This is a genomic window from uncultured Pseudoxanthomonas sp., assembly GCF_947498795.1.
Taxonomy (GTDB): Bacteria; Pseudomonadota; Gammaproteobacteria; order Xanthomonadales; family Xanthomonadaceae; genus Pseudoxanthomonas_A.
Genome location: NZ_CANMLQ010000004.1, coordinates 108,317 through 131,136, shown reverse-complemented (window position 1 = coordinate 131,136; position 22,820 = coordinate 108,317). Strand labels below are relative to the sequence as shown.

Sequence of the window (22,820 nt, the reverse complement as noted above, 5' to 3'; positions counted from 1 at the left end):
AGGGAGGCCCGCGATTGTACGGCGCGGGTCAGACGTCGCCGCCGTCCGCCCAGCCTTCGCCCGTGCCGCGGTGGAACACGCGGTCGTCGACGTGCACGTCGCCGGCCGGGACGGCGTCCTGCGCGTCCAGCCGCGCATAGATCGGCGTGAAGTCCGGCGCGGTAGCGTTCATCAGCTGCTCGAAGCTGTCGATCACGAAGTAGGTCTTCTGGAACGTATCGATGCGGTAGCGCGTGCGCATGATCCGCTCCAGGTCGAAGCCGATGCGGTTGGGCGCGTCCGATTCCAGCGAGTACAGCGACTCGCCCTTCGACGAGACGATGCCGGCGCCGTAGATGCGCAGGCCGTCCGGCGTATTGATCAGGCCGAACTCCACCGTGTACCAGTACAGGCGCGTCAGGTGCTGCAGCGCGTCCGGTCCGATGCCGTGCGCCTTCACGCCGCCCTTGCCGTACGCCTCCATGTAGTCGGCGAACACCGGGTTCATCAGCAGCGGCACGTGGCCGAACAGATCGTGGAAGAGGTCCGGTTCGGCGATGTAGTCGATCTGGTCCGGGCGGCGGATCCACCAGGTCACCGGGAAGCGGCGGTTCGCGAGGTGGTCGAAGAACTCCAGCTCCGGCAACAGCCCTTCCACGCCGACCAGCGTCCAGCCGGTGGTGGCGCGCAGCACCTCGTTGAGGTCGTCGAAGCGGGGGATGCGGTCCGGCGCCATGCCCATGGCGTCCTGCGCCTGCAGGAACTCATCACAAGCCCGACCCACCAGCAGGGCGCGCTGGCGTTCGTACAGGGTGCCCCAGGTGGCATGGTCGTCGGCCGGGTACTCGGCCGGCTGGTCGACGATGGCGGTGGTGTAGACCGGCACGTAGCCCTTGTCGGTCTGCTGGTGCTCGACGCGGCGCGGCTCGTTCATGGGGCTCCCCGGGAAAACGCTGTGATCCGACGATCCTAGCGGCAGATCCACGCAACAGGCTTGCGAAGTTGCGCCTATACCGACCAATGGCGCAATGAAATTGCATGAATGCGCTAGGATTCGCACGAAATGACCGAAGCCGCCTCGCTCGACCGCACCGACCTGCGCCTGCTGGCCCTGCTGCAGCTCGAAGGCCGGGCCACCAACGCCGACATCGCCGCCCAGGTGAACCTGTCGCCGTCGGCCTGCCTGCGCCGCATCCAGCGGCTCGAGGCGACCGGGGTGATAGCCGGTTATGCCGCGCGGGTCGACCCCAAGGCGGTGGGCCTGGGCCTGCAGGCCTTCGTGCGCGTGCAGCTGGAGCGGCACGACCCGGCCAGCGTCCAGCAATTCGGCGATCGCGTGCAGGCCTGGGACGAAGTGGTCGCCTGCTACGCGCTTACCGGCGACATGGACTACTTGCTGCACGTGGTGGTGCAGGACCTGGAGCACTTCTCCCGCTTCCTGCTCGACAACCTGCTCAACGCCAGCGGCGTGGCCGACGTGAACTCCAGCTTCGTGCTGCGCGCGGTGAAGACCGACGGCGGCTTGCCGTTGTTGCCCAGGACCTGACGCGGACGATCTCTGTCCTCGACGCGTGCTACAACGCGCGCAATCTCCACGAGGACCCGCCATGTACGGACTGATCGGCAAGATGCGCGCGACGCCGGGCCAGCGCGATGCGCTGCTCGCGATCCTGCTGGAAGGCACCGACGCCATGCCCGGATGCCTGAGCTATGTCATCGCGCGGGATCCCGCCGACGCGGACGCGATCTGGATCACCGAGGTCTGGACCGATGCCGCAAGCCACAAGGCCTCGCTCTCGCTGCCGGCCGTGCAGCAGGCCATCGCGAAAGCGCGGCCGATGATCGCCGGATTCGACAGCCACATCGAAACGGTCCCGGTGGGTGGGCAGGGGTTGTCATCGGTGCGGTGATCCATGGAACATCGATGTGGGAGCGACGTAAGTCGCGATGACGGCGCCGCGGCGGCTTATCGCGACTTACGTCGCTCCCACAGATGCGCTGCGTCCACACGTCTTTCGTCCTAGACTGCGTCATGGACGTTTTCGCACCTTCCTGGCAACGCGCATGGGCCGGCATTGGCGCGGTGGGCGAGGGGGACGCGCCGTTCGCTCAGCTGATGGCCGCGTATGCGGAACCACAGCGCCACTACCACACGCAGCAGCACCTCGGTGAATGCCTGTCGGCGTTCGACGCTGTGCGCGCGCTGCCCGAGCACCCGGCCGAAGTCGAACTCGCGCTCTGGTTCCACGATGCGATCTACGACATCAAAGGGCATGACAACGAGCAGCGCAGCGCCGACTGGGCGCGCGATGCGTTGAGCGATGCGGGTGCGCCGACCGATGCGGCGCAGCGTGTGCACGACCTGGTGATGGCGACGCGGCATACCGCGGTGCCGTCGGGACGCGACGAACAGCTGCTGGTCGATATCGACCTGTCGATCCTCGGTGCGGCGCGTGCGCGCTTCGACGAGTACGAGCAGCAGATCCGCAAGGAATATGCGTACGTGCCGGGCTTCCTGTTCCGGCGCAAGCGGCGCGAGATCCTGAAGGGCTTCCTGGATCGGCCTGCGATCTACAGCACGCCGCATTTCCACGACGCGCTGGAGGCGAGGGCACGCGACAACCTGCGTCGCGTGACCGGCTGACCGTCGCTTATTGCTTCACCGGTTGACCGGCGGCATCGCACTTCACGTCGCGGCCGAACAGCTTGCCCAGGCGCGAGGGTTCTTCCAGGCAGCGCGGGTCAGGCTTCGGCGGCGCGTGCCTGGCCGCGTGCGCGGCGGTGCGGGTGCGCTGCAGTTCGGCGAGTCTGGCCTTGATCTGCGGCATCGCCGCCAGTGCGGCGCGTTCGCCTTCGAGGATGGCGTTGTTCTTCTGTTCGAAATCGGCCGGGCCGATGTCGTTGACCTTCGGACGGATGACGACGTCCGCGCGCGCCAGTTCCTGTTCGCCTAGGCGCTGGCCCATGATGCCGATGGACTGGTTGACGATGCCCAGCATGCTGCCGGGCTTGGTGCCGGGCGCCTTGGTGGAGATGTCCACGGCGATGACGAAATCGGCGCCCAGCTGGCGCGCGGCATCCACCGGCACCGGGCTCACCACGCCGCCGTCGACGTAGCTGGCCTTGCCGATCACCACCGGTTCGAACACGCCCGGGATGCTGCTCGATGCGCGCACCGCCTGGCCCGTGTTGCCACGCACGAAGACGGTGCGTTCGCCGTTCTCCAACTGCGTGGACACAGCGGCGAACGGCTTCTCCAGCTGCTGGATGGTGCGCTTGCCGACAAGGTCGTTCACGTAGTCCTGCAGCTTCTGCCCCTGCACCAGGCCGCCGGAGAACAGGCGCACGTCACGGATCTTCGCTTCGTCCAGCGCGAAGGCCTGTTTCTGCATCTGGAACGGGTCCATGCCGCTGGCATACAGCGCGCCGACCACGCTGCCGGCGCTCGTGCCGGAGACGATCTGCGGTTCGATGCCGTTGGCTTCCAGCATCTTGATGACGCCGATGTGCGCGAATCCCTTCGCCGCACCGCCCCCGAGCGCGATGCCCACCTTCGGCTTGGGCGCGGCGGGTATCGGCGCCACCACCGCGGCGACCGGCGTGGGCCTGACGTTGTCGCCACCGCAGGCGACCAGCAACAACGGGGCAAGCAGCAGGGCGGGGGTCAGGCGAGCGGCAAGGCGCATGGGCGGCGAGTGGGCGGGACGGGTGCGCAGGATAGCGCCCCCTCGCGCAACCGCAGCCAACGATCACGCCCGGATCAGGACGCCCCGCCGGAACGGCGCCGCGCGTTGCCCGGACCCACGCCTTCGATGCGCTTGAAGAAGCGGCGGAAGGCCGCCTCGCTGCTGTAGCCCAGCATCTCGGCGATCGCGGCGACGGAGAAGCGCCGGTTCTTCAACAGCCGGCGCGCCTCGGTTGCCCGCCAGTGCGACAGGTACTGGATGGGCGGCGTGCCGACGGTGGCCGAGAACAGCTCGGCGAACGCGGTGCGGGACATGCCTGCCTCCTGCGCCATCGACTGGATGGTCCAGTCCTCGCCGGGACGCGCATGGATGGCCGACAGCGCGCGCGACAGGCGCACGTCGGTGAGCGCAGCGAGCAGGCCGCGCGGCTGCTCGGCCTGGCGCACGTACTCGCAGACCGCCATGGTGAACAGCGAGTCTGCGAGCTTGTTCTGCACCAGCTGGCGACCCCAGCGGCGTTCCCGGCTGGTGTCGGCCAGCATCTGCGCGAGTTGCCTGAAGCCGGCGCTGCTGTCCTGGCTGCGGATCACGAACCACCGCGGCAGCGCGGCGAAGATCGGGTTGTGCGAGCCGGTGATGAACTCCAGCTCGCCGCACAGCATGCTGGTGTCGCCGACATCCGGCGCGTCGGGCAGATGGGGATCGGCCGACGACGAGAGCACATGGCGCACGCCGGCAGGAAAGACGATCAGGTCGCCGCGCTCGAGCAACACCGGCACGTCCAGCGCTTCTCCGGTGATCCAGCACTGCCCCTGGGTCAACAGGTGGAACTGCCCGTGGTGCGTCGCCGGCTCGCTGTCGTACCACGTTCCGCAGTAGCGGACATCCGCGGTGATCTCCACGCGCATGCGATAGGCGCCCAGCACGGTCTCGAGGACGGCGTCGCGGTCTTCGTGCTCCGCCAGGCCGGAGGCGGGGGTGGGCAAGGTGTCCATGGCGCCATCGTAGGCGACGGGGTGGATACGGGCCATGACCGCGCGTCCGCCGATTCATGCGCGTGCGTCCGCCCGCACACCGCGCCGGACGATGGGGCATATCGCGGGAACGCTCGGGAATGGTTGCCGCGGATGCGGGACGGTGGAATGGCATGGCGTCCTGCGGCGCTCCGTCGACGACGCCTTCCCCAACTCCAACGAGGCTTTCCAATGAACACCACCAAGCTGTCCGGTCTGTCCGTAGCGGTCGCCGCCGCCGCCCTCTTCCTCGGTGCACCGATGGCCCATGCGGCCGAATCCGGGTCGGCCAAGGTCGGCCACTGCGTCGGCGCCAACGCCTGCAAGGGACAGGGCGCGTGCAAGAGCGCCTCCAACGCCTGCAAGGGCCAGAACGCGTGCAAGGGCCACGGCTTCACCGAATCCACGGCAGAGACCTGCAAGACGGCCGGCGGCAAGTTCGAGGCACCCAAGCCGCAGAAGAAGGCGGCCGATGCGAAGAAGGCCAACACCTGACGCCACGCGCGAGCCACGACACGCCATGACCACGCCCCTTCAGGGTTTCGGTTTGGGCCTGCGGCCACAGCACTACGACGCGCTGCTCGCGGGCAGCGCGCGCGTGGACTGGCTGGAGATCCTCAGCGAGAACTACCTGGTCGACGGCGGCCGTCCGCTGTGGATGCTGGACCGGATGGCCGAACGCTGGCCCATGGCGATGCATGGCGTGTCGCTCGACATCGGCGGTAGCGATCCGCTGGACCGCGAGTACCTGCACGCGCTGGGCCGCCTGGCCCGGCGCGTGCGGCCCCGGGTCGTGTCGGACCACCTGTGCTGGACCCGCCAGGGTGGGGTGCAGTTCCACGACCTGCTGCCCTTGCCTCAGAACGACGAAACGGTCCTGCATGTCGCCGCGCGTGTGCGGCAGGTGCAGGACATCCTCGGCATGCCATTGCTGCTGGAGAACGTGTCCAGCTACCTGCGCTTCGGCGACGACACGCTGGATGAAGCGCAGTTCCTCTCGGCGATCGTGGCCGAGAGCGGTTGCGGATTGCTGCTCGACGTGAACAACGTCTTCGTCAACGCGCACAACCATGGGTTCGATGCGGTGGCGTTCCTCGATCGCCTGCCGCCTGCGGCCGTCGGCCAGATGCACCTGGCCGGGCACAGCGAGGATGCGCGCGGCAGCGGCCTGCTGATCGATACCCACGACGCTGCGGTCCCCGACGGCGTCTGGTCGCTGTATGCGGACGCCGTGCGGCGCTTCGGCAACGTGCCCGCGATGATCGAGCGCGACGATCACATCCCTCCGCTGGACGCGCTGCTCGCCGAGCTCGACGTGGCACGCGCGGTCGCCGCAGGCGCGGCTGCGCAGGCGTGTGCGGCATGAGCCGGTCGATGGCCCTGGTCGACCGGCAGCGGCAGCTCGCGGGCTGGCTGCTGCGCCGGGATCCTGCGGAGGCGCCGCTCGTCTCCGATGCACTCCCGGCCCCTGCGTCGATACGCCTGCGCGTGTATGCGGACGGCTACCGGTGGCGACTGGTGGAGGTGCTGGGCCACGACTTTCCCGCCTTGCGCGCCTCGCTGGGCGAGGACCGCTTCGATACGCTGGCCGAGGCGTATCTTGCCGCCCATCCCTCGCGCCATCCCTCGGTCCGGCACCTGGGGCAGCACTTCCCACGCTGGCTGGCGTTGCGCGACGCGACGTCCGCCGATCTCGCGCGCCTGGAGTGGCAGCAGGGCGAGGTCTTCGATGCCGCCGATGCACCGGCATGCAGCATCGACGACGTGGCGGCGCTGTCTCCCGAGGCGTGGACGCGTCTCCGATTGCACGTTCACCCCGCGGTGCGCCGCCTGCGCCTGCGCAGCACCGCTGTCGCCGTGCTCGACGCCCATGCCCGGGGCCAACCCCTGCCCGCCCTGCGTCCGCAGGCACCCACGGCGTGGCTGCTCTGGCGCGCCGGGTTCGACGTCCATTGGCGCCGCCTGCCCCGCGACGAGGCGATGGCGCTGGTGGCGATCGAGCGAGGCGACACATTCGCCGACTGGTGCGTGCGCCTGCACGGCCGTTCGCCCGCCATGCGTGCCGCTCGCCTGCTGAAGCGGTGGTTGTCCGATGGCCTGGTGGCCGACCTGTCCTTCCCTGCCTGACTCTTCCTGGAGATCTCCATGCAAACCCTGCCCGTGCATGTGCGTGCACTCGCCTTCCTCCATGACCACGAATGGATCGGCCCGTTGCTGGTGCGGCTGGTATTCGGCTACTTCTGGCTGGAGACCGGCTGGGCCAAATTGAACAACCTGGCGTTCTTCACCGAACGCTTCGTCGAATGGGGCATCCCCTGGCCCGCGTTGAGCGCAACGGTCTGCGCGGGCACCGAATTCATCGGCGGCCTGCTGATGATGCTCGGGCTGGCGACCCGCCTGACCATGCTGCCGATGATCTTCAACATGCTGGTGGCGCTGGCCGTCGTCGTACTGCCGGGCATCTCGACGCTCGACGAGTTCGTCGAGCTGGACGAGGTGCTTTACGTGGCGGTATTCGCCTGGCTGCTGTTTGCCGGACCGGGCCGCGCCAGCCTGGACCACCTGATCGCGCGACGCGGTGCACGGCGCGATCCCCTGGCGGCGTCATAGCCGTCGGGTCCGCCCTCCGCCGGTCGGACGGGGACTTGCGTGGGCTCCCGTTCCGCAGACCGCGTGGCGGGCGAGGCGGGCGAGGCGGACGGGGCGGCAGGGGGTGGAAGACCGCCCCTTGTGTCAGCCAGGCCGGAGCTCGTCGGAAACGGGACTTCCGGCCATTGCCCCCGTTGTTGCTGTAATGCAACATTCGCGTGCTAGCGCCGCCGCGCGCCCCGAATCCCACCCACTCGGAAAGCCACGCCATGTCCCCAGTCCGCCCGGCCGCCGTCCGGCCGCACCGCCTCGCCTTTGCCATCGCCGCGCTGCTGCCCTTCGGCACCGCCCTCGCCCAGGACGCCGCCTCCCCGGCAGAGAAGGACGCCGCCACGCTCGACACCGTGCAGGTCACCGCGCAGCGCAAGGTCGAGAACATCCAGGACGTGCCCGTCTCCATCAGCACCGTCAACGGAGAGCAGCTGGGCGTGCTGGCGTCCGGCGGCACCGACATCCGCTTCCTGTCCGGCCGCGTGCCCAGCCTGAACATCGAATCCTCGTTCGGCCGCGCCTTCCCACGCTTCTACATCCGCGGCTACGGCAACACCGACTTCCGCCTCAACACCTCGCAGCCCGTGTCGCTGGTGTACGACGACGTGGTGCAAGAAAACCCGATCCTGAAAGGCTTCCCGCTGTTCGACCTGGAGCAGGTCGAAGTGCTGCGCGGCCCGCAGGGTTCGCTGTTCGGGCGCAATACGCCGGCCGGCGTGGTGAAGTTCGAATCGGCCAAGCCGTCGCAGGAAACCAGCGGCTACGGCAAGGTCGGCGTGGGCAGCGACAACATGTGGAACGTCGAAGGCGCCGCCGGTGGCGCGCTGAGTCCGAACTGGTCCGCGCGTGCGTCGGTGCTCTACCAGCGCCGCGACAACTGGGCGGAAAACACCTATCAGGGCCCGAGCGACGGTTTCGAAGGCTATGACGAATCCGCCGGCCGCGTGCAGTTCCTGTACGAAGGCGACGGCTTCGAAGCGCTGCTCAACGCGCATGCCCGCAAGCTCAACGGCACCGCGCGCCTGTTCCGCGCCAACATCATCGACCCGGGCACCAACAACTTCGTCCCCGGCTTCGACGAGGACAAGGTGTCTCAGGATGGTCTGAACTATTCCGAACTGGAGTCGCAGGGTGCCAGCGCACGCCTCAACTGGGACATCGGCGACTACAAGCTCTATTCGATCACCGGCTACGAAAGCGTCGAGACGATCAACCGCGGCGATATCGACGGCGGCTACGGTGCGGTGTTCCTGCCCGATTCCGGTCCGGGCGTGATCCCGTTCGCGTCGGAAACCGCCGACGGCATTCCCGACCATTCGCAGTGGACGCAGGAGTTCCGGATCGAATCCGAATACGCCGGTCCGTGGAACTGGCAGGCCGGCCTGTTCTACTTCAAGGAAGACTACCAGGTCGAAAGCTTCAGCTACGATTCGTTGAACAACAGCGCACAGGATGGTTACCAGCGCATCCGCCAGACCAACGATGCCTGGGCCGTGTTCGGCGCCGCGACGTGGCAGGCGACCGACAGGCTGGAGCTGCGTGCTGGCCTGCGTTACACCGTCGACGAGAAGAAGCTGACCGTCGAGGATTACTGGAACACCGGCTTCGCGGCCTGCGTCCTGGCCGGCAAGTGCACGCTGGCGCAGCTGGCCGCGCTGGAGCCGGATGGCGATCTCTCCGCCTCACCGGAAGACAAGAAGTTCAACTGGGACCTCTCCGCCACGTATGCGGTCAGCGATGACGTGAATCTGTATGCGCGTGCCGCGACCGGCTTCCGCGGCAGCAGCATCCAGAGCGCGGGTGCGTTCAACGCCAAGTCCGTCGCCGGTCCGGAAACCGTCACCTCGGTCGAGACCGGCATCAAGGCGGATTTCTGGGACAAGCGCGCGCGCCTGAGCGCCGGCGTGTACTACTACCGGGTCAAGGACCAGCAGCTGACCGCCGTCGGCGGCGCCGCCAACGCGAACATCCTGCTCAATGCCGAGAAGACGGTGGGCAAGGGCTTCGAACTGGACATGCAGGCGTACGTGCTGGACAACCTGCTGCTCACGCTGGGCAGCAGCTACAACGACACCGAGATCCAGGACAACGATCTCGCCGTTGCCGTGTGCGCCGCCTGCACCGTCACCGATCCGCGCAACACCGGCGGCCTGGCACTGATCGACGGCAACCAGCTGCCGCAGGCCCCGAAGTGGGTGCACAACCTGACCGCACGCTACAGCGTCGGCCTGGGCGACGGCAGCGAGCTGTACGTCTACACCGACTGGGCCTATCGCAGCGAAGTGAACTTCTTCCTGTACGACTCCATCGAGTTCACCGGCAAGTCGTCGCTCGAAGGCGGCCTGCGCGTGGGCTACGGCTGGGGCTACGGCGACTACGAAGTGGCCCTGTTCGGGCGCAACATCACCGACCAGCGCCGCATCGTGGGCGGCATCGACTTCAACAACCTGACCGGCTTCATCAACGAGCCGCGCACGGTAGGCGTGGAGTTCACCGCGAAGTTCTGATCCGTACAAGCGCGTGATTGGCACACGGGCGCCGTGGGGCGCCCGTGTTGTATGTAGCGTGCGCCGCGCGCACGACCTCATGATCCCCGGGCAACACCGCAGTCGTGCGCATGGCGCACGCTACGTGCACGAGCCGTGCCTCGTGGGAGCGACGTGAGTCGCGAAAGGGCGCGATCCCTCATTCGCAAGAAGAAAAGGCAGACCAATATGGCCTGCCTTTTCCTTGTGCCTCATCGACAGCAGACCTCCTTCGCGACTCACGTCGCTTCCACAGGAAGCGTCAGGACGTGGGTGGCTCGCGAGGCGGGAAACGCAGTACCACGCCGCGCTGCTCTTCTTCCGCAGGTTCGGGGCGCACCCACAGCAGCGGCACTTCACGCGGCGCCGGCAATTCGAGTTCGTCGTCGCTGCGTGCGGCCGCTTCTTCTTCCTCGATCTCCCAGCTGTACTTCTTGCGCGGCAGTTCGGGGTCCAGGCGACGGAACAGGAAGGCGGCGATCAGGCCTGCCACCGCGCCACCCAGGTGCGCCTGCCAGGACACGCCGGCCTCGCGGGGCAGGATGGTGAGCACCATGCCGCCGTAGAACAGGAAGGCGATCATGCCGGCGGCGATCGCGGCGCGGTCGCGACGCAACAGGCCGAGCATGAAGATCATGAACATCAGGCCGTGCGTCAGTCCGCTGGCGCCGAGCGTGTGCGTGCCGGGATCGGCCAGAAGCCAGGGCCCCAGGCCGGAACCCAGCCACACCAGCGGGATCGCCCACAGCGTGGCGCGCGGATAGACAGCGCCGGCCAGCGTGCCGAGGATCAGCAGCGCGGAGGCATTCGCGGCGATGTGCTCCAGCGACCCATGCAGCAGCGGTGCGGTGAGGATCCCGAGCAGGCCTTCCACCGACAACGGCGCAATGGTGAAGGCCCGCACGTCGAAACTGTTCTGTGCCGAGTACACCATGGCCAGCACCAGCACGAAGGCCAGGCTCAGGTTGAGCGCGCGCAGCAGGCGCTTGCGGTCATAACGCCGCTGGGTATCCGGGTCGAACGCCGGGTCGTCGGGATGCAGGTCCATGATGCAGTTCTGGCGGCGTCCGGCGCGAATGCAAGCCCGCGCCGCGATGGACAGACCATCCCGCGGACGGGATGGTCTGCCGCGCAGGCCTCAACCGGCCGGTTCCGCCTTCTGCGGGCGTGCCAGGCTCAGCACGATGGTGACGCCCAGGATCGCCGCCACGGTGCCCAGCGCCCACGGCACCGGGATCTTGTAGAGATCGATCAGCAGCATCTTGATGCCGATGAAGCCCAGTACCACCGCTAGGCCGTAGGGCAGCAGGTGGAAGCGGTCGGCCATGCCGGCCAGCAGGAAGAACATCGCGCGCAGGCCCAGTACCGCGAACACGTTCGAGGTCAGCACGATGAACGGGTCCGAGGTGATCGCGAAGATCGCCGGGATGCTGTCCACCGCGAAGATCACGTCGGTCACGCCGATCAGCACCAGCACCACGAACAGCGGGGTGAACCAGCGCACGCCGTTCTCGCGCACGCTCAGCCTGTCGCCGCGGTAGCCGTCGGTGAGCTTCAGGTGCTTGCGCATCCAGCGCAGCGCGGGGTTCTTCTCCAGGTCGGGTTCCTTGCCGGCGGCGAACCACATCTTGATGCCGGTCAGCAGCAGGAAGGCGCCGAAGAGGTAGAGCAGCCAGTGGAACTTCGCCAGCAGCGCGGCGCCCGCGAAGATCAGGATGCTGCGCAGGACGATGGCGCCCAGGATGCCGATCACCAGCACGCGCTGGCGCTGTTCCTCAGGCACCGCGAAGTAGGTCATCACCATCAGGAAGACGAAGATGTTGTCGACCGCCAGCGCCTTTTCGACCAGGTAGCCGGTCAGGAACTCCAGGCCCACGCGGTTGGCTTCCACCAGGCCGGCCGTCTCGTTGACGTACCACCACAGGCCGCCGTTGAAGGCCATCGCCAGCGCGATCCAGCCCAGGCTCCACCACATCGCTTCCTTGAACGTCACCTTGTGCGCGCCGCCGTGGCGCATCAGCACCAGGTCGACCAGCAAGGCGATCACCACCAGGCCGCCGAAGCCGGCCCATAACCAGGGGTTGCCAATCGTTTCCATCGAGATTCCCGAAAAAAGTGGAGGACGGCCGCAGGCGCGGACATCTCGGAACCGGGAAACGGGGATCCGGGGTATGCCTTCGCCATCGCGGCGAAGGTCTCGCTCACAACCCGTCGGGCTGCCGTGGGACCGGAGCATCGCTGCTCGAAATGACGGCCGGCACGTTTGGGAGCTACTCCCCTTCTGTGGCGAATTGTCCGGACGGTGGCCGGCCGGGTCAACCGGGCGGGTAAAATGCCGTTCATGAATACGCCCAACCCGACCGTACGCCTGAAGAACGCCTGGCGTTCCAGCCACCCGTGGATCTTCCAGAAGCTGGTCGAGAAGCCCGCCGCCAAGCCCAAGTCCGGCACCCTCGTCGAGGTGGTCGGGGTGGACGGCGAATGGATCGGCCGCGGCTTCTACAACGGCCACTCGCGCATCGCCGTGCGCATCCTGGAGACGCATCCGGACATCCCGGTGGATGCCGGCTGGTTCTCGCGCAAGATCGCCGACGCGGTCTCGCTGCGTCGCGACGTGCTGAAGCTGGACGCCATCAGCGACGCCTGGCGCGTCGTGCACAGCGAAGGCGACGGCCTGTCGGGCCTGGTCGTGGACCGCTACGGCGACCTGATCGTGGTGGAGTTCTTCGCGGCCGGCATGTTCCGGCATCGCGAATGGATCTACGAGGCGCTGCGCGAACAGTTCCCCGGCTGCCGCTTCCACAGCTTCGCCGACGAGCACGTGCAGAAGCAGGAGAGCTTCGACTTCCACGGCAACACGACCACCGAAGCGGCCGTCATCACCGAGTACGGGGTGAAGTTCCGCGCCGATCCGGCGGGCGCGCACAAGACCGGCTTCTTCGCCGACCAGCGCGAGAACCGCGAGTGGCTGAGCCAGCAGGTGGACGGCAAGACCGTGCTGGACCTGTGCTGCAACACCGGCGGCTTCGCTGTGTACGCCGCGGCACGCGGTGCGACCGAGGTCGTCGGCGTGGACATCGACCAGGACGTCATCCAGATCGCCAAGGGCAACGCGAAGCTCAACAACGTGCGGCCCAAGTTCGTGCAGGCCGACATCTTCCCGTACCTGCGCGATGCGGCGAACCGCGGCGAGCAGTACGACGTGGTGATCCTGGACCCGGCCAAGATGACGCGAGACCGCGAGCAGGTGATCGCCGCGCTGAAGAAGTACCTCGACATGAACAAGCTCGCGCTGGGCGTGGTGAAGCCCGGTGGCATGTTCGCCACGTTCTCGTGCACCGGGCTGGTCAGCGAGGAGCAGTTCCTCGACATGCTGCGCCGCGCCGCGTATTTCTCCGGCCGCACGATCCAGATCCTCAAGGTCGCCGGCGCCGGCCCCGACCATCCCTTCATGGCGCACGTGCAGGAATCGCGCTACCTGAAGGCGGTGTTCTGCCGCGTGGTGGATTGAGCATGCGCGGCCAGCGGGTCGTTCCGGTCCTGCTGGCTACGCTGATGGCGGGTTGCGCATCGACGCCCGAGGCGCCCTGGCATTCGCTGGCAGAGGCGGGCCAGTGGCGCAGCGTCGGCGCTTCTGCGCTGGACGCGCGCTGGCAGGTCCGCGATGGCGAACTCGTGCTGATCGCTGCCGGTGGCGGCGACATCATCAGCGTCGATACCTACGGTGACTTCGAGCTGGAATGGGAATGGCGCGTGCAGCTGGGTGGCAATAGCGGCCTGTTCTATCGCGCCGTTGACGCGTCGCCGATCTGGGCGCGGGCAGTGGAGTACCAACTGCTCGATGATCGGGCGGCCGAGGATCGCATCGTGCCGAGCCACCGTGCCGCGGCGGTCTACGACCTTGTCGCCCCTGCGCGCGATGTGCTGCGTCCCCTCGGGGAGTACAACCACGCGCGCATCGTCGCCTGCGGTCCGCGCGTGACGCATTGGCTCAACGGTGTGCGTGTCGCGACCTACGACCTGGACAGCGATGACTGGAAACGTCGCGTCGCTGCCAGCAAGTTCGCCGACCAGGCAGAGTTCGCCAGAGCGCGTCGCGGCCACCTCGGGCTGCAGGACCATGGCAATGCCGTGTACCTGCGCAACATGCGTATCCGCGCCCTGGGCCGGAGCTGCTCATAGGCTTTGTTGTGGGAGCGACGTAAGTCGCGATGACCCTGTGCAGCGATCTGCCATCGCGACTTACGTCGCTCCCACAGACAAGACCTACGCAAAAGGCGGGCCGAAGCCCGCCTCGTCATGCGCCACACTGAGCGATCAGTTTTCCGGCGACAGTTCGATGCAATCGAACTTCACGTCCGGGTCCACGTCTGCGTCGTAATCCACGTCGCTGCGCTCGAAGCCGAACAGCTTCAGGAACTCGTGCTTGTAGTTGGCGTAGTCGGTCAGCTGGAACAGGTTCTCGCTGGTGACCTGCGGCCACAGGGCCTTCGCTTTCGCCTGTACTTCCGGCTTGAGCTCCCAGTCGTCCAGGCGCAGGCGGTTCTCGTCGTCGGTCTCGGCGGGAGCACCGTCGGCTCGGTACATGCGGTCGCGATACAGGCGGTCGAGCTGCTCGATGGTGCCTTCGTGCAGGCCCAGTTCCTTCATCACCTTGAAGACGATGCTGATGTACAGCGGCATCACCGGGATCGCCGAACTGGCCTGCGTCACCACCGACTTCAACACGGCGACGTTCGCCGTGCCGCCGGTCTTCTTAAGGCGTGCATCGAGGCGTTGCGCGGTCTGGTCGAGGTCGACCTTGGCGCGTCCCAGCGCACCGTGCCAGTAGATCGGCCAGGTGATGTCGGTGCCGATGTAGCTGAAGGCCACCGTGCGCGCGCCGTCGGCCAGCGCGCCCGCCTTCTCCAGCGCATCGATCCACAGTTCCCAGTCCTGCCCGCCCATCACGGTGACGGTATCTTCGATCTCCTGCTCGGTGGCCGGCTCGATCGTCGCCTGGGTGATCTGGTCCTTGTTGGTGTCGATGGCCGTGGACGTGTAAGGCGCCCCGATCGGCTTCAGCGCCGAACGCTTCACTTCGCCCGTGGCAGGCAGCTTGCGCACCGGCGAGGCGAGCGAATAGACCACCAGGTCCACCTGGCCGCCCATCTCCGTCTTGATCAGCTCGATGACCTTGGCGCGCGCTTCGTCGGAGAACGCATCGCCGTTGATCGAGCGGCTGTACAGCCCGGCGTCCTTCGCCGCCTTGTCGAACGCGGCGGAGTTGTACCAGCCCGCGGTGCCCGCCTTCTTCTCGCTGCCGGGCTTCTCGAAGAACACACCCAATGTGTCCGCGCCGAAGCCGAATGCCGCGCTGATGCGCGCCGCCAGGCCGTAGCCGCTGGAAGCACCGATCACCAGCACCTTCTTCGGCCCATCGTTGCGAACGCCCTGCGCGCGCGTGGCGGCGATCTGGTCGCGCACGTTGAGCGCGCAGCCGAGCGGATGGGTGGTGGTGCAGATGAAGCCGCGGACTTTGGGATGGATGATCAACGTGGTAACCCGGGGGATGGTGTGCCTGCGCGGCATCTTAGTGCCGCGGGCGTCGGGAATGAAGCGTCGGCACTGCAGACGCATGCGTATGGACGCGCTGTGCGCACGACCCGGATCGTCTTGGGATGCTGCGTTCGTGCGCATGGCGCACGCTACGTCATGCGTCGCCGCCCTTCGCGAGCATGCTGTTGCGGCGGCTGTAGGCGAGATAGACGACGATGCCAACCACGTTCCAGATGAGGAACCACAGTTGCGTGCGGTGCGGCAGGCTCCAGAACAGGTACAGGCAGCCTAATATGGCGACCGGACCGACCACCCAGGCCAACGGCGTGCGGAACACCCGCGGCCGGTTAGGTTCGCGCTTGCGCAGTACGAGCAGGCAGACACCCACCGCGACGAATGCGGCCAGCGTACCGGCGTTGGCAAGCGCGGCGATTTCATCCAGCCGCGCGACGCCGGCCAGCGCCGCGACCAGCACGGCGGTGAACACCGTGATCGCCACCGGCGTGCCGGTGCGCGGATTGACCTTCGACAGGCTGCGCGGCAGCAGGCCGTCGCGCGACATGACGAAGAAGATGCGGCTCTGTCCATAGAAGAACGCCAGCAGCACGGTCGGCAGCGCGACGATGGCCACGATGCCGATCACCAGCGCGGCGGTGCCGTGGCCGAGCTCGCGCATGATCAGCGCCAGCGGCTCGGCGCTCTGGCCGAACACGGTGTAGCTGAGCGCGCCCACGGCCGCCACCGCGACCACCAGGTAGATCAGCGTGCAGCCGACCATCGAGCCGATGATGCCGATGGACAGGTCGCGGCCGGGATTCTTGGTCTCTTCGGCTGCGGTGGAAATCGCATCGAAGCCGTAGAACGCGAAGAAGATGATCGCCGCCGCCGCCATCACGCCCCGTTCGACACCGTCGGTTCCGATCGACTTCGGGAAGCCATATGGCATGAATGGCTGCAGGTTGTCCGGATTGAACGCCGGCAGCGCGACCGCGATGAACACCGCCAGGGCGATCAGCTTGAACACCACCAGGATCGCGTTGAGCGTCGCGCTCTCGCGCGTGCCGGCGATCAGCAGGCCGGCGACGGCAAAGGTGATGACGATGGCGGGCAGGTTGATCACGCCGCCGGCGTGCGGACCGGCCGCCAGCGCCGCGGGCAGGGTGACGTTCCAGCCGAAGTTCTGCTGCACCCATTCGAGGAAGCCGGCGAAGTAGCCGGACCACCCCACGGCCACCGTGCTGACGACCAGCGAATACTCCAGGATCAGGCTCCATCCCACGATCCAGGCGATGGATTCGCCCAGCACGCCATAGCTGTACGTGTAGGCGCTGCCGGCAGCCGGCATCATCGTCGACAGCTCGGCATACGCCAGCGCCGCACAGGCGCAGACCACGCCGGCGACGACGAAGGAAATCAGCACCGCCGGGCCGGCCTTTTCCGCACCGACACCGATCAGGGTGTAGATGCCCGTGCCGACGATGGCGCCGATGCCCAGCGCGACCAGATGCGGCCAGCTGAGCGTGGGGACCAGCCGCCGGCCTTCTTCGTGCTCGGTGATCCGGTCGATGGATTTGCGCCGTAGCCAGGTCATGGAGGGTCCTCGGAGTGCGTCAACGGAACAGCGCGCGGGCGAAGCGCCAGCGCAGGCGGGATGCGGGGGTGATCGGGCACCAAGCCTCGACCGACCGCAGCCTAAGCGGCCCACCCCCGCGCTGGCAATCGGCGGCGCACCACGCGCACTCCCGCATGCTCAGGGGCTGAGACGCCAGCGGCTACACTGTCCGCATGGATTCCCAGACCCTTCTTTTCCTCCTCCTGGTCCTCGTCGCCATTGCCATCGTGCTGCTCGCGGTGCTGGTGCTGCGCCGTCCGGAGGCACGCATCGGCGACCTGCTCGAGCGCGCGTTGCGCGATGAACAACGCGAGGGCCGCAGCGAACTGCGCGAACAGCTCGAGGGCCTCTCGCGGGCGCAGGAGGTCCGCATCGACGGTTTCGCGCGCAGCCTGGCCGATCTCAGCACCCGTACCGACCAGCGCCTGGACGTACTGCGCGATACGCTGAGCGAGGACGCGCGCAAGGGTCGCCTGGAGGCCTCCGAGTCGCAGCAGCGCTTCGCCGACACACTCGGCCAGCGATTGAACGAATTGACCCAGCGCAACGAACAACGCATCGGCGAGATGCGCACCACGCTGGAAGGCCGCCTGAAGGAACTGCAGGCCGACAATGCCCAGAAGCTGGAGCAGATGCGCGCGACGGTGGACGAGAAGCTGCAGGCGACGCTGACTCAGCGCCTGGACGCGTCGTTCTCGCTGGTGTCCGAACGGCTGGAAGCGGTGCAGCGTGGCCTGGGCGAAATGCAGCAGCTGGCGACCGGCGTCGGCGATCTCAAGCGCGTGCTGACCAACGTCAAGGACCGTGGCGGCTGGGGCGAAGTGCAGCTGGAGAACCTGCTGGAGCAGGTGCTGACGGCCGAGCAGTTCTCGCGCAGCGTCAAGGTCCGCCCCGACAGCAACGAAGCGGTGGATTTCGCCATCCGCCTGCCCGGTCGCCAGGAGGGCGACGTGCCGGTCTGGTTGCCGATCGACGCCAAGTTCCCGCGCGAAGACTACGAACGCCTGCTCGACGCGCAGGAACGCGGCGACACCGAGGCGATGCGCCTCGCCGCCACGCAGCTGGAGCGTGCGATCAAGGTGCAGGCGAAATCGATCAACGAGAAGTACGTGGTGCCGCCGCATACCACCGACTTCGCGGTGCTGTTCCTGGCCACCGAAGGGCTCTACGCGGAAACCATCCGCCGTCCCGGCCTGGTGGATGCGCTGCAACGCGACCATCGCATCGTCGTCGCCGGACCCACCACCCTGGCGGCGCTGCTCAACAGCCTGCAGATGGGCTTCCGCACGCTGGCCATCGAAAAGCGTTCCAGCGAAGTACGCGTGCTGCTGGGCGCGGTGAAGACCGAGTTCGGCAAGTTCGCGACCGTGCTGGAAAAAGCCAACAGTCAGCTGGACACGGTGCAGAACAGCATCAAGCAGGCCGGCGTGCGCACCCGTGCGATCGAGCGGCAGCTGCGTGGTGTCGAAGCATTGCCGGGTGAGGAAAGCCAGAAGCTGCTGGGCGGCGACGAGGCGGAGTGAGGCGTCGCGTGTTGTTCCTTCTCCCCACCCGCGTGGAGAAGGCGCCCAGCGGGCGGATGAGGCGCGGGCGCGGCCCTCATCCTCGCGCTGGATCTTTCCCGCTCCGTTCGCCCCTCACCCGCCTTCGGCATCCTCTCCCCGCTGCGCAGGGAGAACCCCCAAAAGAAAACGGCGCCACCAGGCGCCGTTTTCATTCATCGCCACCTGCCAGCTTCAACCGCCGCCGCTGATCTCCGGCATCGGCATCGCGTCGGCCGGCACGGTCGGGGTGTTCTCGTCCTGCAGGTACTCCGGCAGCTCGTCTTCGGTCGACTGCTTGGTGCTGCGATGGCTTTCGATCTGGTAATTGCGGCGCTGCAGCCACGAGTCGCGGACCAGCGCGTAGTCGTCCACCGCACCCTCGCGCAGGCTGTCCAGTGACAGCAGTTGCGCCCGGGTATCCACCAGGTTCAGGCCCTGCAGGAAGATGCGCGTCTTGTCGTCCTCGATCTTGCTGACCGGACTGAGCGGCATGTCGCCGGCCAGGCCCAGCACGTCGCGTAGGGTGCGCGGGCCGAAGAACGGCAGCTCCACGTAGCGCGAGCGCTTCCAGCCCCACGTGCCCAGCGTCTGCCCGAAATCCTCGCTGCGGCGCTTCATCTTCAGGTCGCTGGCGGGGTCGAAGATGCCGCCGATGCCGACCGTGGAGTTGAGCAGGAAGCGGCCGAAGGTCTGCGTGGCGTCACGCGGACGCCCCTGCAGCAACTGGTTCACCATCGTCAGCGGCTGGCGCAGGTTGTCGAAGAAGTTGCCGACGCCCAGGCGCACGGGGCGCGGCACCGCCGCCACATAGACACGGGCCAGCGGCCGTGCGACGGCGCGGTCGACGACGTTGTTGAAGGCGTGCACCTTGCGGTTGAACTTCTCCCACGGGTCGTAGGCAGTCGGCGACTGCGCCGGTGCGGGCAGCGTGGGATCGGCGACCGGATCATAGGCGCCCTGGCCGTAGATGGCGGCGAAGTCGTCCTCGCCTTCCGACGCGGTGGCGGTGGCGGCCGCCGGTGCGGGGGCATCGATACTGGCGGGATCGATCGGTGGCTCGGGCGGCAACGGAGCCGACGCCGTGGCGGTACTGTCGACCACCACCGCATCGGCCGGCGCAGCCGTCGAAGAGGGGGGAGCCGACGCACAGGCGGTCGCCAGGGCGGCCAGCAGGACGACGGTGCTGAGGCGGAACAGATTCATCCTGATTCCTGCAAACGGCGGGGGTGGGGTTATGCCGGGAAATCCAGTTCCGGCGTCAGGCGATACGCGGCCTGGAGATCGGCCAGGCCAGCGGGCTGGCCTTCGAAACGCGGGGTGATACCACTGGCGTGCAGGCGCGCGGCCAGCGCCGACAACAGTGCCAGCCCGGCGCTGTCGACGGTAGTGACGTTGGTCAGGACGATGCGTTGCGCCCCGGCGCACTGCGCCGAGGCCTGTGGCCACAGCACGGCGGCCGCGGCGCGGTCCAGCGCGCCCGAGAACAGCAGCGCGTCGCCGTCCCGCCGGACGCCGGCGTCAGTTGCCGCCGGCACTGCCGTTGACCTGCAGCTTGCCGGACTTCAGGTCCGCCGCCACCTGCGCGATCGACTTCTGCCGCAGCGGGGTGTCGAACTGGGTCTTGAACGTCTGAACGAAGGACACGCCTTCCGGCAGCACGTCGAACACCTTCCACTGGCCGCCCACGTTGCGGGCATAGAAGGTGATCGGAGTGACCGTCTGGTCCGCCTGCACGAACTCGGTGTCCACCTTCACGCCGCGGCCGCCGGGCAACGGCGATTCGGACTTCACCCGCACCTTAAGGCGCGCGTTGAAGTCGGCCAGGCGCGCGCCGTAGGCGGACAGCAGGCGCTCGGTCAGGGCCTGGCCGAACAGCTTCACGTCGGCGTCGGAGGCGCCACGGCCGTGCACGCCCAGCACGAGGCGGGCCGCATAGTCGCCGTCGAACAGCGTGTTGAACTCACCGGTGACGAACTGGCGCAGCGCCGCGGGATTCGACTTGAACTCGGCGCGGCGCTGATCGAGCGTGGCCAGGATGCGCGTGCTGCTGGCCAGCACGACCTGGCTGGCGGTGGCCTGCTTGGCCGCGGTGGCCGGCGCGGCAGCCTGGGCGAACACGGCGACGGGCGCGGACGCCAGCAGCGCGGCCGACAGCACGACGGAGAGCAGGGAGGGCTTGATGAGGGTCTTCATGGGGTCGGTCCTTCCGTAACGGGGGGCGCGGCGGTCTCGCCGCTGGCCGGGGGTTCCCCGGAGCCTGCACCGGCATTGTTGGTGCCGCCGCTGAACATGTACTTGCCGGCCAGCTGCAGCAGGTCCACCGCCGGCTGGGTGAAGGCGATTTCCTCGCCGGGCTTCAGCACCTCGGGATCACCGCCCGGCGACAGGCCAATGTAGTTCTCGCCCAGCAGGCCGCTGGTGAAGATGCCGGCGGCGGTATCGGCCGGCAGGTCCTTGTAGCGGTTGTCGATGGACAGCGTGACGATGGAATCGAACTTGACCGGATCCAGCTGGATGTCGGCCACCTGCCCGATGACCACGCCCCCGATCTTCACCGGCGCCTGCTTGCGCAGCTGGCCCAGGTTGGAGAAGCGTGCGCTCAGCTCGTAGCTGCCGCCGCCCACGCCGAAGCGCTTGTTGGTGGAAGCCAGCGCCAGTACCAGCAGCGAGGCCAGGGCCAGCAGCAGGAAGGCACCGACGGCGAATTCGAGGCGGGGTCCACGGACGGACATGGGGTCAGCTCCTGAACAGCAATGCAGACATGACGAAATTGAACATCAGCACCAGCAGCGAGGCGTTCACCACCGCGCGGGTGGTGGCTACCGACGTGCCTTCGATGGTCGGCTCGGCGTGGAAGCCCACGTAGGCCGCGACCAGCGCGGCGGTGCCGCCGAACACGGCCGACTTCAGCAGTGCCACGCCGAAGTCGTCCCAGAAGTCCACGCTGTTCTGCAGCGCGGACCAGAAGGTGCCATTGTCGAGGCCTAGCACGTGCACGGCCTCGAAGTAACTGGCGCTGATCGCCAGCGAGCAGAAGAAGCCGGTCAGCAGCGGCACCGTCAAGACGGCGGCCCAGAAGCGCGGCGCCACGGCCTTCGCCACCGGGTCGATGGCCATGAGTTCCAGCGCCTTGATCTGGTCGGTGGCGCGCATCAGGCCCAGTTCGGCGGCGATGGAGCTGCCGGCGCGGCCGATGAACAGCAGCGCGGTCAGCACCGGGCCCAGTTCGCGATAGAGCGACAGGCCCAGCAGTGTGGACAGCGCATCGCTGGCGCCGAACGTGGTCAGCGTGCGATAGCCCTGCAGCGTCAGCACCAGGCCCACGAACGCACCGCCCACGGCGATGATCGGCAGCGAGCGGCCGCCGATCTTGTAGATCTCGCGGGTCAGCTCGGCGAAAAAGTCGCGGGTCGGCGCCGAGGCGCGGAACACCGACAGCGAGAACAGGCCGGCGCGGCCCAGCGACCGGGTGGCGGCGACGAAGGGCATCAGGCGGCCTCCCCGCGCTTGACCGTATCGAACGCGATCGGGCCGTCCGGCTCGCCGCGCAGGAACTGCTTCACCAGCGGGTCCGAGGTGGCTTCCAGCTCGGACGGCGTGCCCGAGAACACCAGGCCGCCATTGGCGATCACCACCGCCTGGTCGGCGATGGGCAGGGTTTCGTGCACGTGGTGGGTCACGATGATGCTGGTCAGCCCGAGGGTGTCGTTGAGGCGCTGGATCAGGCTCATGATCACGCCCGAGGCGATCGGGTCCAGCCCGGTCAGCGGCTCGTCGTAGATCATCAGCGGCGGGTCCAGCGCCAGCGCACGGGCCAGCGCCACGCGGCGCGCCATGCCGCCGGACAGCTCGCGCGGATAGGCGTCGGCAGCGGCGCGCAGGCCGACCGCATTCAACTTGAAATCGACCAGCCGGCGGATCAGCACGTCCGGCAGCTTCGTATGCGTGCGCAGCGGCAGCGCCACGTTCTCGGCGACCGTCAGGTCGGTGAGCAGGCCGTTGCCTTGCAGCAGCACTCCGATCCCCTTGCGCATCTCCAGCAGCGCGCGGCTGCGGTGCGGCACGGGCTGGCCGAACACCTCGACCGTACCGGCGGCAGGCGGGAGCTCGCCGGTCAGCGCCGCAAGCATGGTCGACTTGCCGCTGCCCGACGGGCCTAGCACCGCGGCGATGCTGCCCCGGGGCACGGTCAGGTCGATGTCGCGCAGGATGGTGCGGCCGCCGCGATCGAGGCGGAGGCCGGACAGGTGCACGGCAGGGGCGTCGGCAGGCGTCATGGGCGT

24 protein-coding genes are annotated in these 22,820 nt (G+C 67.8%); 11 read left to right on the top strand and 13 right to left on the bottom strand.

All coding sequences use genetic code 11. The features are described from left to right. Positions 1 to 28: 28 nt before the first annotated feature. Positions 29 to 913 carry a phenylalanine 4-monooxygenase gene (phhA, locus tag Q0907_RS11585; protein WP_296278675.1) on the bottom strand — a complete coding sequence of 295 codons (885 nt, stop codon included), beginning with the start codon at positions 911 to 913 and terminating at the stop codon, positions 29 to 31. Between the two features lie 129 nt (positions 914 to 1,042). Between phhA and Q0907_RS11580 the strand changes: the two genes are divergently transcribed. The 3 genes from Q0907_RS11580 to Q0907_RS11570 all read left to right on the top strand — a co-directional run bounded on the left by Q0907_RS11580 (position 1,043) and on the right by Q0907_RS11570 (position 2,623). Next, positions 1,043 to 1,525, top strand: a complete 483-nt coding sequence (locus Q0907_RS11580) for an Lrp/AsnC family transcriptional regulator (RefSeq protein WP_299344782.1) — start codon at positions 1,043 to 1,045, stop codon at positions 1,523 to 1,525. Positions 1,526 to 1,586: 61 nt separating this feature from the next. Further along, positions 1,587 to 1,889 carry a putative quinol monooxygenase gene (locus tag Q0907_RS11575; protein WP_299344779.1) on the top strand — a complete coding sequence of 101 codons (303 nt, stop codon included), beginning with the start codon at positions 1,587 to 1,589 and terminating at the stop codon, positions 1,887 to 1,889. Between the two features lie 122 nt (positions 1,890 to 2,011). Continuing rightward, positions 2,012 to 2,623, top strand: a complete 612-nt coding sequence (locus tag Q0907_RS11570; RefSeq protein ID WP_299344776.1) for an N-methyl-D-aspartate receptor NMDAR2C subunit — start codon at positions 2,012 to 2,014, stop codon at positions 2,621 to 2,623. Between the two features lie 7 nt (positions 2,624 to 2,630). Here Q0907_RS11570 and Q0907_RS11565 read toward each other — a convergent pair whose 3' ends face one another. Together Q0907_RS11565 and Q0907_RS11560 are read right to left on the bottom strand one after the other, a co-directional pair. Then, positions 2,631 to 3,665: a patatin-like phospholipase family protein gene (locus Q0907_RS11565; protein WP_299344774.1), complete on the bottom strand. Its 1,035-nt coding sequence runs from the start codon at positions 3,663 to 3,665 to the stop codon at positions 2,631 to 2,633. 74 nt (positions 3,666 to 3,739) lie between these two features. Then, positions 3,740 to 4,696, bottom strand: coding sequence for an AraC family transcriptional regulator (locus tag Q0907_RS11560; protein ID WP_299344771.1), 957 nt, complete (start codon positions 4,694 to 4,696; stop codon positions 3,740 to 3,742). A gap of 174 nt (positions 4,697 to 4,870) precedes the next feature. On the opposite strand from Q0907_RS11560, the gene Q0907_RS11555 reads away from it, so the two are divergent. The 5 genes from Q0907_RS11555 to Q0907_RS11535 all read left to right on the top strand — a co-directional run bounded on the left by Q0907_RS11555 (position 4,871) and on the right by Q0907_RS11535 (position 9,825). Then, a complete protein-coding gene (locus Q0907_RS11555) occupies positions 4,871 to 5,173 on the top strand; it encodes a hypothetical protein (protein ID WP_296278680.1) in 303 nt (100 codons plus the stop codon). Between the two features lie 25 nt (positions 5,174 to 5,198). Then, positions 5,199 to 6,044, top strand: coding sequence for a DUF692 domain-containing protein (locus Q0907_RS11550; RefSeq protein ID WP_299344767.1), 846 nt, complete (start codon positions 5,199 to 5,201; stop codon positions 6,042 to 6,044). Beyond that, complete coding sequence (locus Q0907_RS11545; protein WP_299344765.1) at positions 6,041 to 6,805, top strand: DNA-binding domain-containing protein; 765 nt, start codon at positions 6,041 to 6,043, stop codon at positions 6,803 to 6,805. The genes Q0907_RS11550 and Q0907_RS11545 overlap by 4 nt, the downstream gene beginning before the upstream one ends. Before the next feature lie 18 nt (positions 6,806 to 6,823). Continuing rightward, positions 6,824 to 7,288 carry a DoxX family protein gene (locus Q0907_RS11540; RefSeq protein WP_296278683.1) on the top strand — a complete coding sequence of 155 codons (465 nt, stop codon included), beginning with the start codon at positions 6,824 to 6,826 and terminating at the stop codon, positions 7,286 to 7,288. A gap of 248 nt (positions 7,289 to 7,536) precedes the next feature. Beyond that, a complete protein-coding gene (locus Q0907_RS11535) occupies positions 7,537 to 9,825 on the top strand; it encodes a TonB-dependent receptor (protein ID WP_299344761.1) in 2,289 nt (762 codons plus the stop codon). A 280-nt stretch (positions 9,826 to 10,105) separates the two neighbouring features. On the opposite strand, the gene Q0907_RS11530 is transcribed toward Q0907_RS11535, so the two are convergent. Together Q0907_RS11530 and Q0907_RS11525 are read right to left on the bottom strand one after the other, a co-directional pair. After that, the gene (locus Q0907_RS11530; protein WP_299344759.1) at positions 10,106 to 10,891 is read right to left on the bottom strand and encodes a rhomboid family intramembrane serine protease; all 786 of its coding nucleotides are present in this window, start codon (positions 10,889 to 10,891) and stop codon (positions 10,106 to 10,108) included. 90 nt (positions 10,892 to 10,981) lie between these two features. After that, entirely contained in the window at positions 10,982 to 11,941 is a 960-nt protein-coding gene (locus Q0907_RS11525) for a TerC family protein (protein ID WP_296278686.1), read from the bottom strand. A gap of 243 nt (positions 11,942 to 12,184) precedes the next feature. Between Q0907_RS11525 and Q0907_RS11520 the strand changes: the two genes are divergently transcribed. Then, a complete protein-coding gene (locus tag Q0907_RS11520) occupies positions 12,185 to 13,354 on the top strand; it encodes a class I SAM-dependent rRNA methyltransferase (RefSeq protein WP_299344755.1) in 1,170 nt (389 codons plus the stop codon). 2 nt (positions 13,355 to 13,356) lie between these two features. Next, the gene (locus Q0907_RS11515) at positions 13,357 to 14,025 is read left to right on the top strand and encodes a DUF1080 domain-containing protein (RefSeq protein ID WP_299344752.1); all 669 of its coding nucleotides are present in this window, start codon (positions 13,357 to 13,359) and stop codon (positions 14,023 to 14,025) included. Positions 14,026 to 14,160: 135 nt separating this feature from the next. Here the strand turns inward: Q0907_RS11515 and fabV are convergent, their stop codons facing one another. Together fabV and Q0907_RS11505 are read right to left on the bottom strand one after the other, a co-directional pair. Next, complete coding sequence (gene fabV, locus Q0907_RS11510) at positions 14,161 to 15,378, bottom strand: enoyl-ACP reductase FabV (RefSeq protein ID WP_299344749.1); 1,218 nt, start codon at positions 15,376 to 15,378, stop codon at positions 14,161 to 14,163. Between the two features lie 157 nt (positions 15,379 to 15,535). Next, a complete protein-coding gene (locus tag Q0907_RS11505) occupies positions 15,536 to 16,972 on the bottom strand; it encodes an amino acid permease (protein WP_299344747.1) in 1,437 nt (478 codons plus the stop codon). A gap of 194 nt (positions 16,973 to 17,166) precedes the next feature. On the opposite strand from Q0907_RS11505, the gene rmuC reads away from it, so the two are divergent. After that, the gene (gene rmuC, locus Q0907_RS11500) at positions 17,167 to 18,516 is read left to right on the top strand and encodes a DNA recombination protein RmuC (RefSeq protein WP_299344745.1); all 1,350 of its coding nucleotides are present in this window, start codon (positions 17,167 to 17,169) and stop codon (positions 18,514 to 18,516) included. A 213-nt stretch (positions 18,517 to 18,729) separates the two neighbouring features. Here rmuC and Q0907_RS11495 read toward each other — a convergent pair whose 3' ends face one another. Genes Q0907_RS11495 through Q0907_RS11470 form a run of 6 tightly spaced genes read right to left on the bottom strand, consistent with a single transcriptional unit; the run spans position 18,730 to position 22,814 of the window. Then, the gene (locus Q0907_RS11495) at positions 18,730 to 19,740 is read right to left on the bottom strand and encodes a VacJ family lipoprotein (protein WP_299344743.1); all 1,011 of its coding nucleotides are present in this window, start codon (positions 19,738 to 19,740) and stop codon (positions 18,730 to 18,732) included. A 29-nt stretch (positions 19,741 to 19,769) separates the two neighbouring features. Continuing rightward, entirely contained in the window at positions 19,770 to 20,072 is a 303-nt protein-coding gene (locus Q0907_RS11490; protein WP_299344741.1) for an STAS domain-containing protein, read from the bottom strand. Then, positions 20,056 to 20,718: an ABC transporter substrate-binding protein gene (locus tag Q0907_RS11485; RefSeq protein ID WP_299345233.1), complete on the bottom strand. Its 663-nt coding sequence runs from the start codon at positions 20,716 to 20,718 to the stop codon at positions 20,056 to 20,058. Before Q0907_RS11485 ends, Q0907_RS11490 begins: the two co-directional genes overlap by 17 nt. Before the next feature lie 8 nt (positions 20,719 to 20,726). Further along, entirely contained in the window at positions 20,727 to 21,269 is a 543-nt protein-coding gene (gene mlaD / locus Q0907_RS11480) for an outer membrane lipid asymmetry maintenance protein MlaD (RefSeq protein ID WP_299344736.1), read from the bottom strand. 4 nt (positions 21,270 to 21,273) lie between these two features. After that, entirely contained in the window at positions 21,274 to 22,026 is a 753-nt protein-coding gene (locus tag Q0907_RS11475) for an MlaE family lipid ABC transporter permease subunit (RefSeq protein ID WP_296278695.1), read from the bottom strand. Beyond that, positions 22,026 to 22,814: an ATP-binding cassette domain-containing protein gene (locus Q0907_RS11470; protein WP_299344732.1), complete on the bottom strand. Its 789-nt coding sequence runs from the start codon at positions 22,812 to 22,814 to the stop codon at positions 22,026 to 22,028. Before Q0907_RS11470 ends, Q0907_RS11475 begins: the two co-directional genes overlap by 1 nt. Positions 22,815 to 22,820: the final 6 nt, after the last annotated feature.

Coding starts and splice junctions, on each gene's coding strand:
- phhA (WP_296278675.1), bottom strand. CDS start 913: ATGAACGAGCCGCGCCGCGTCGAGCACCAGCAGACCGACAAGGGCTAC.
- Q0907_RS11580 (WP_299344782.1), top strand. CDS start 1,043: ATGACCGAAGCCGCCTCGCTCGACCGCACCGACCTGCGCCTGCTGGCC.
- Q0907_RS11575 (WP_299344779.1), top strand. CDS start 1,587: ATGTACGGACTGATCGGCAAGATGCGCGCGACGCCGGGCCAGCGCGAT.
- Q0907_RS11570 (WP_299344776.1), top strand. CDS start 2,012: ATGGACGTTTTCGCACCTTCCTGGCAACGCGCATGGGCCGGCATTGGC.
- Q0907_RS11565 (WP_299344774.1), bottom strand. CDS start 3,665: ATGCGCCTTGCCGCTCGCCTGACCCCCGCCCTGCTGCTTGCCCCGTTG.
- Q0907_RS11560 (WP_299344771.1), bottom strand. CDS start 4,696: ATGGCCCGTATCCACCCCGTCGCCTACGATGGCGCCATGGACACCTTG.
- Q0907_RS11555 (WP_296278680.1), top strand. CDS start 4,871: ATGAACACCACCAAGCTGTCCGGTCTGTCCGTAGCGGTCGCCGCCGCC.
- Q0907_RS11550 (WP_299344767.1), top strand. CDS start 5,199: ATGACCACGCCCCTTCAGGGTTTCGGTTTGGGCCTGCGGCCACAGCAC.
- Q0907_RS11545 (WP_299344765.1), top strand. CDS start 6,041: ATGAGCCGGTCGATGGCCCTGGTCGACCGGCAGCGGCAGCTCGCGGGC.
- Q0907_RS11540 (WP_296278683.1), top strand. CDS start 6,824: ATGCAAACCCTGCCCGTGCATGTGCGTGCACTCGCCTTCCTCCATGAC.
- Q0907_RS11535 (WP_299344761.1), top strand. CDS start 7,537: ATGTCCCCAGTCCGCCCGGCCGCCGTCCGGCCGCACCGCCTCGCCTTT.
- Q0907_RS11530 (WP_299344759.1), bottom strand. CDS start 10,891: ATGGACCTGCATCCCGACGACCCGGCGTTCGACCCGGATACCCAGCGG.
- Q0907_RS11525 (WP_296278686.1), bottom strand. CDS start 11,941: ATGGAAACGATTGGCAACCCCTGGTTATGGGCCGGCTTCGGCGGCCTG.
- Q0907_RS11520 (WP_299344755.1), top strand. CDS start 12,185: ATGAATACGCCCAACCCGACCGTACGCCTGAAGAACGCCTGGCGTTCC.
- Q0907_RS11515 (WP_299344752.1), top strand. CDS start 13,357: ATGCGCGGCCAGCGGGTCGTTCCGGTCCTGCTGGCTACGCTGATGGCG.
- Q0907_RS11505 (WP_299344747.1), bottom strand. CDS start 16,972: ATGACCTGGCTACGGCGCAAATCCATCGACCGGATCACCGAGCACGAA.
- rmuC (WP_299344745.1), top strand. CDS start 17,167: ATGGATTCCCAGACCCTTCTTTTCCTCCTCCTGGTCCTCGTCGCCATT.
- Q0907_RS11495 (WP_299344743.1), bottom strand. CDS start 19,740: ATGAATCTGTTCCGCCTCAGCACCGTCGTCCTGCTGGCCGCCCTGGCG.
- mlaD (WP_299344736.1), bottom strand. CDS start 21,269: ATGTCCGTCCGTGGACCCCGCCTCGAATTCGCCGTCGGTGCCTTCCTG.
- Q0907_RS11475 (WP_296278695.1), bottom strand. CDS start 22,026: ATGCCCTTCGTCGCCGCCACCCGGTCGCTGGGCCGCGCCGGCCTGTTC.
- Q0907_RS11470 (WP_299344732.1), bottom strand. CDS start 22,814: ATGACGCCTGCCGACGCCCCTGCCGTGCACCTGTCCGGCCTCCGCCTC.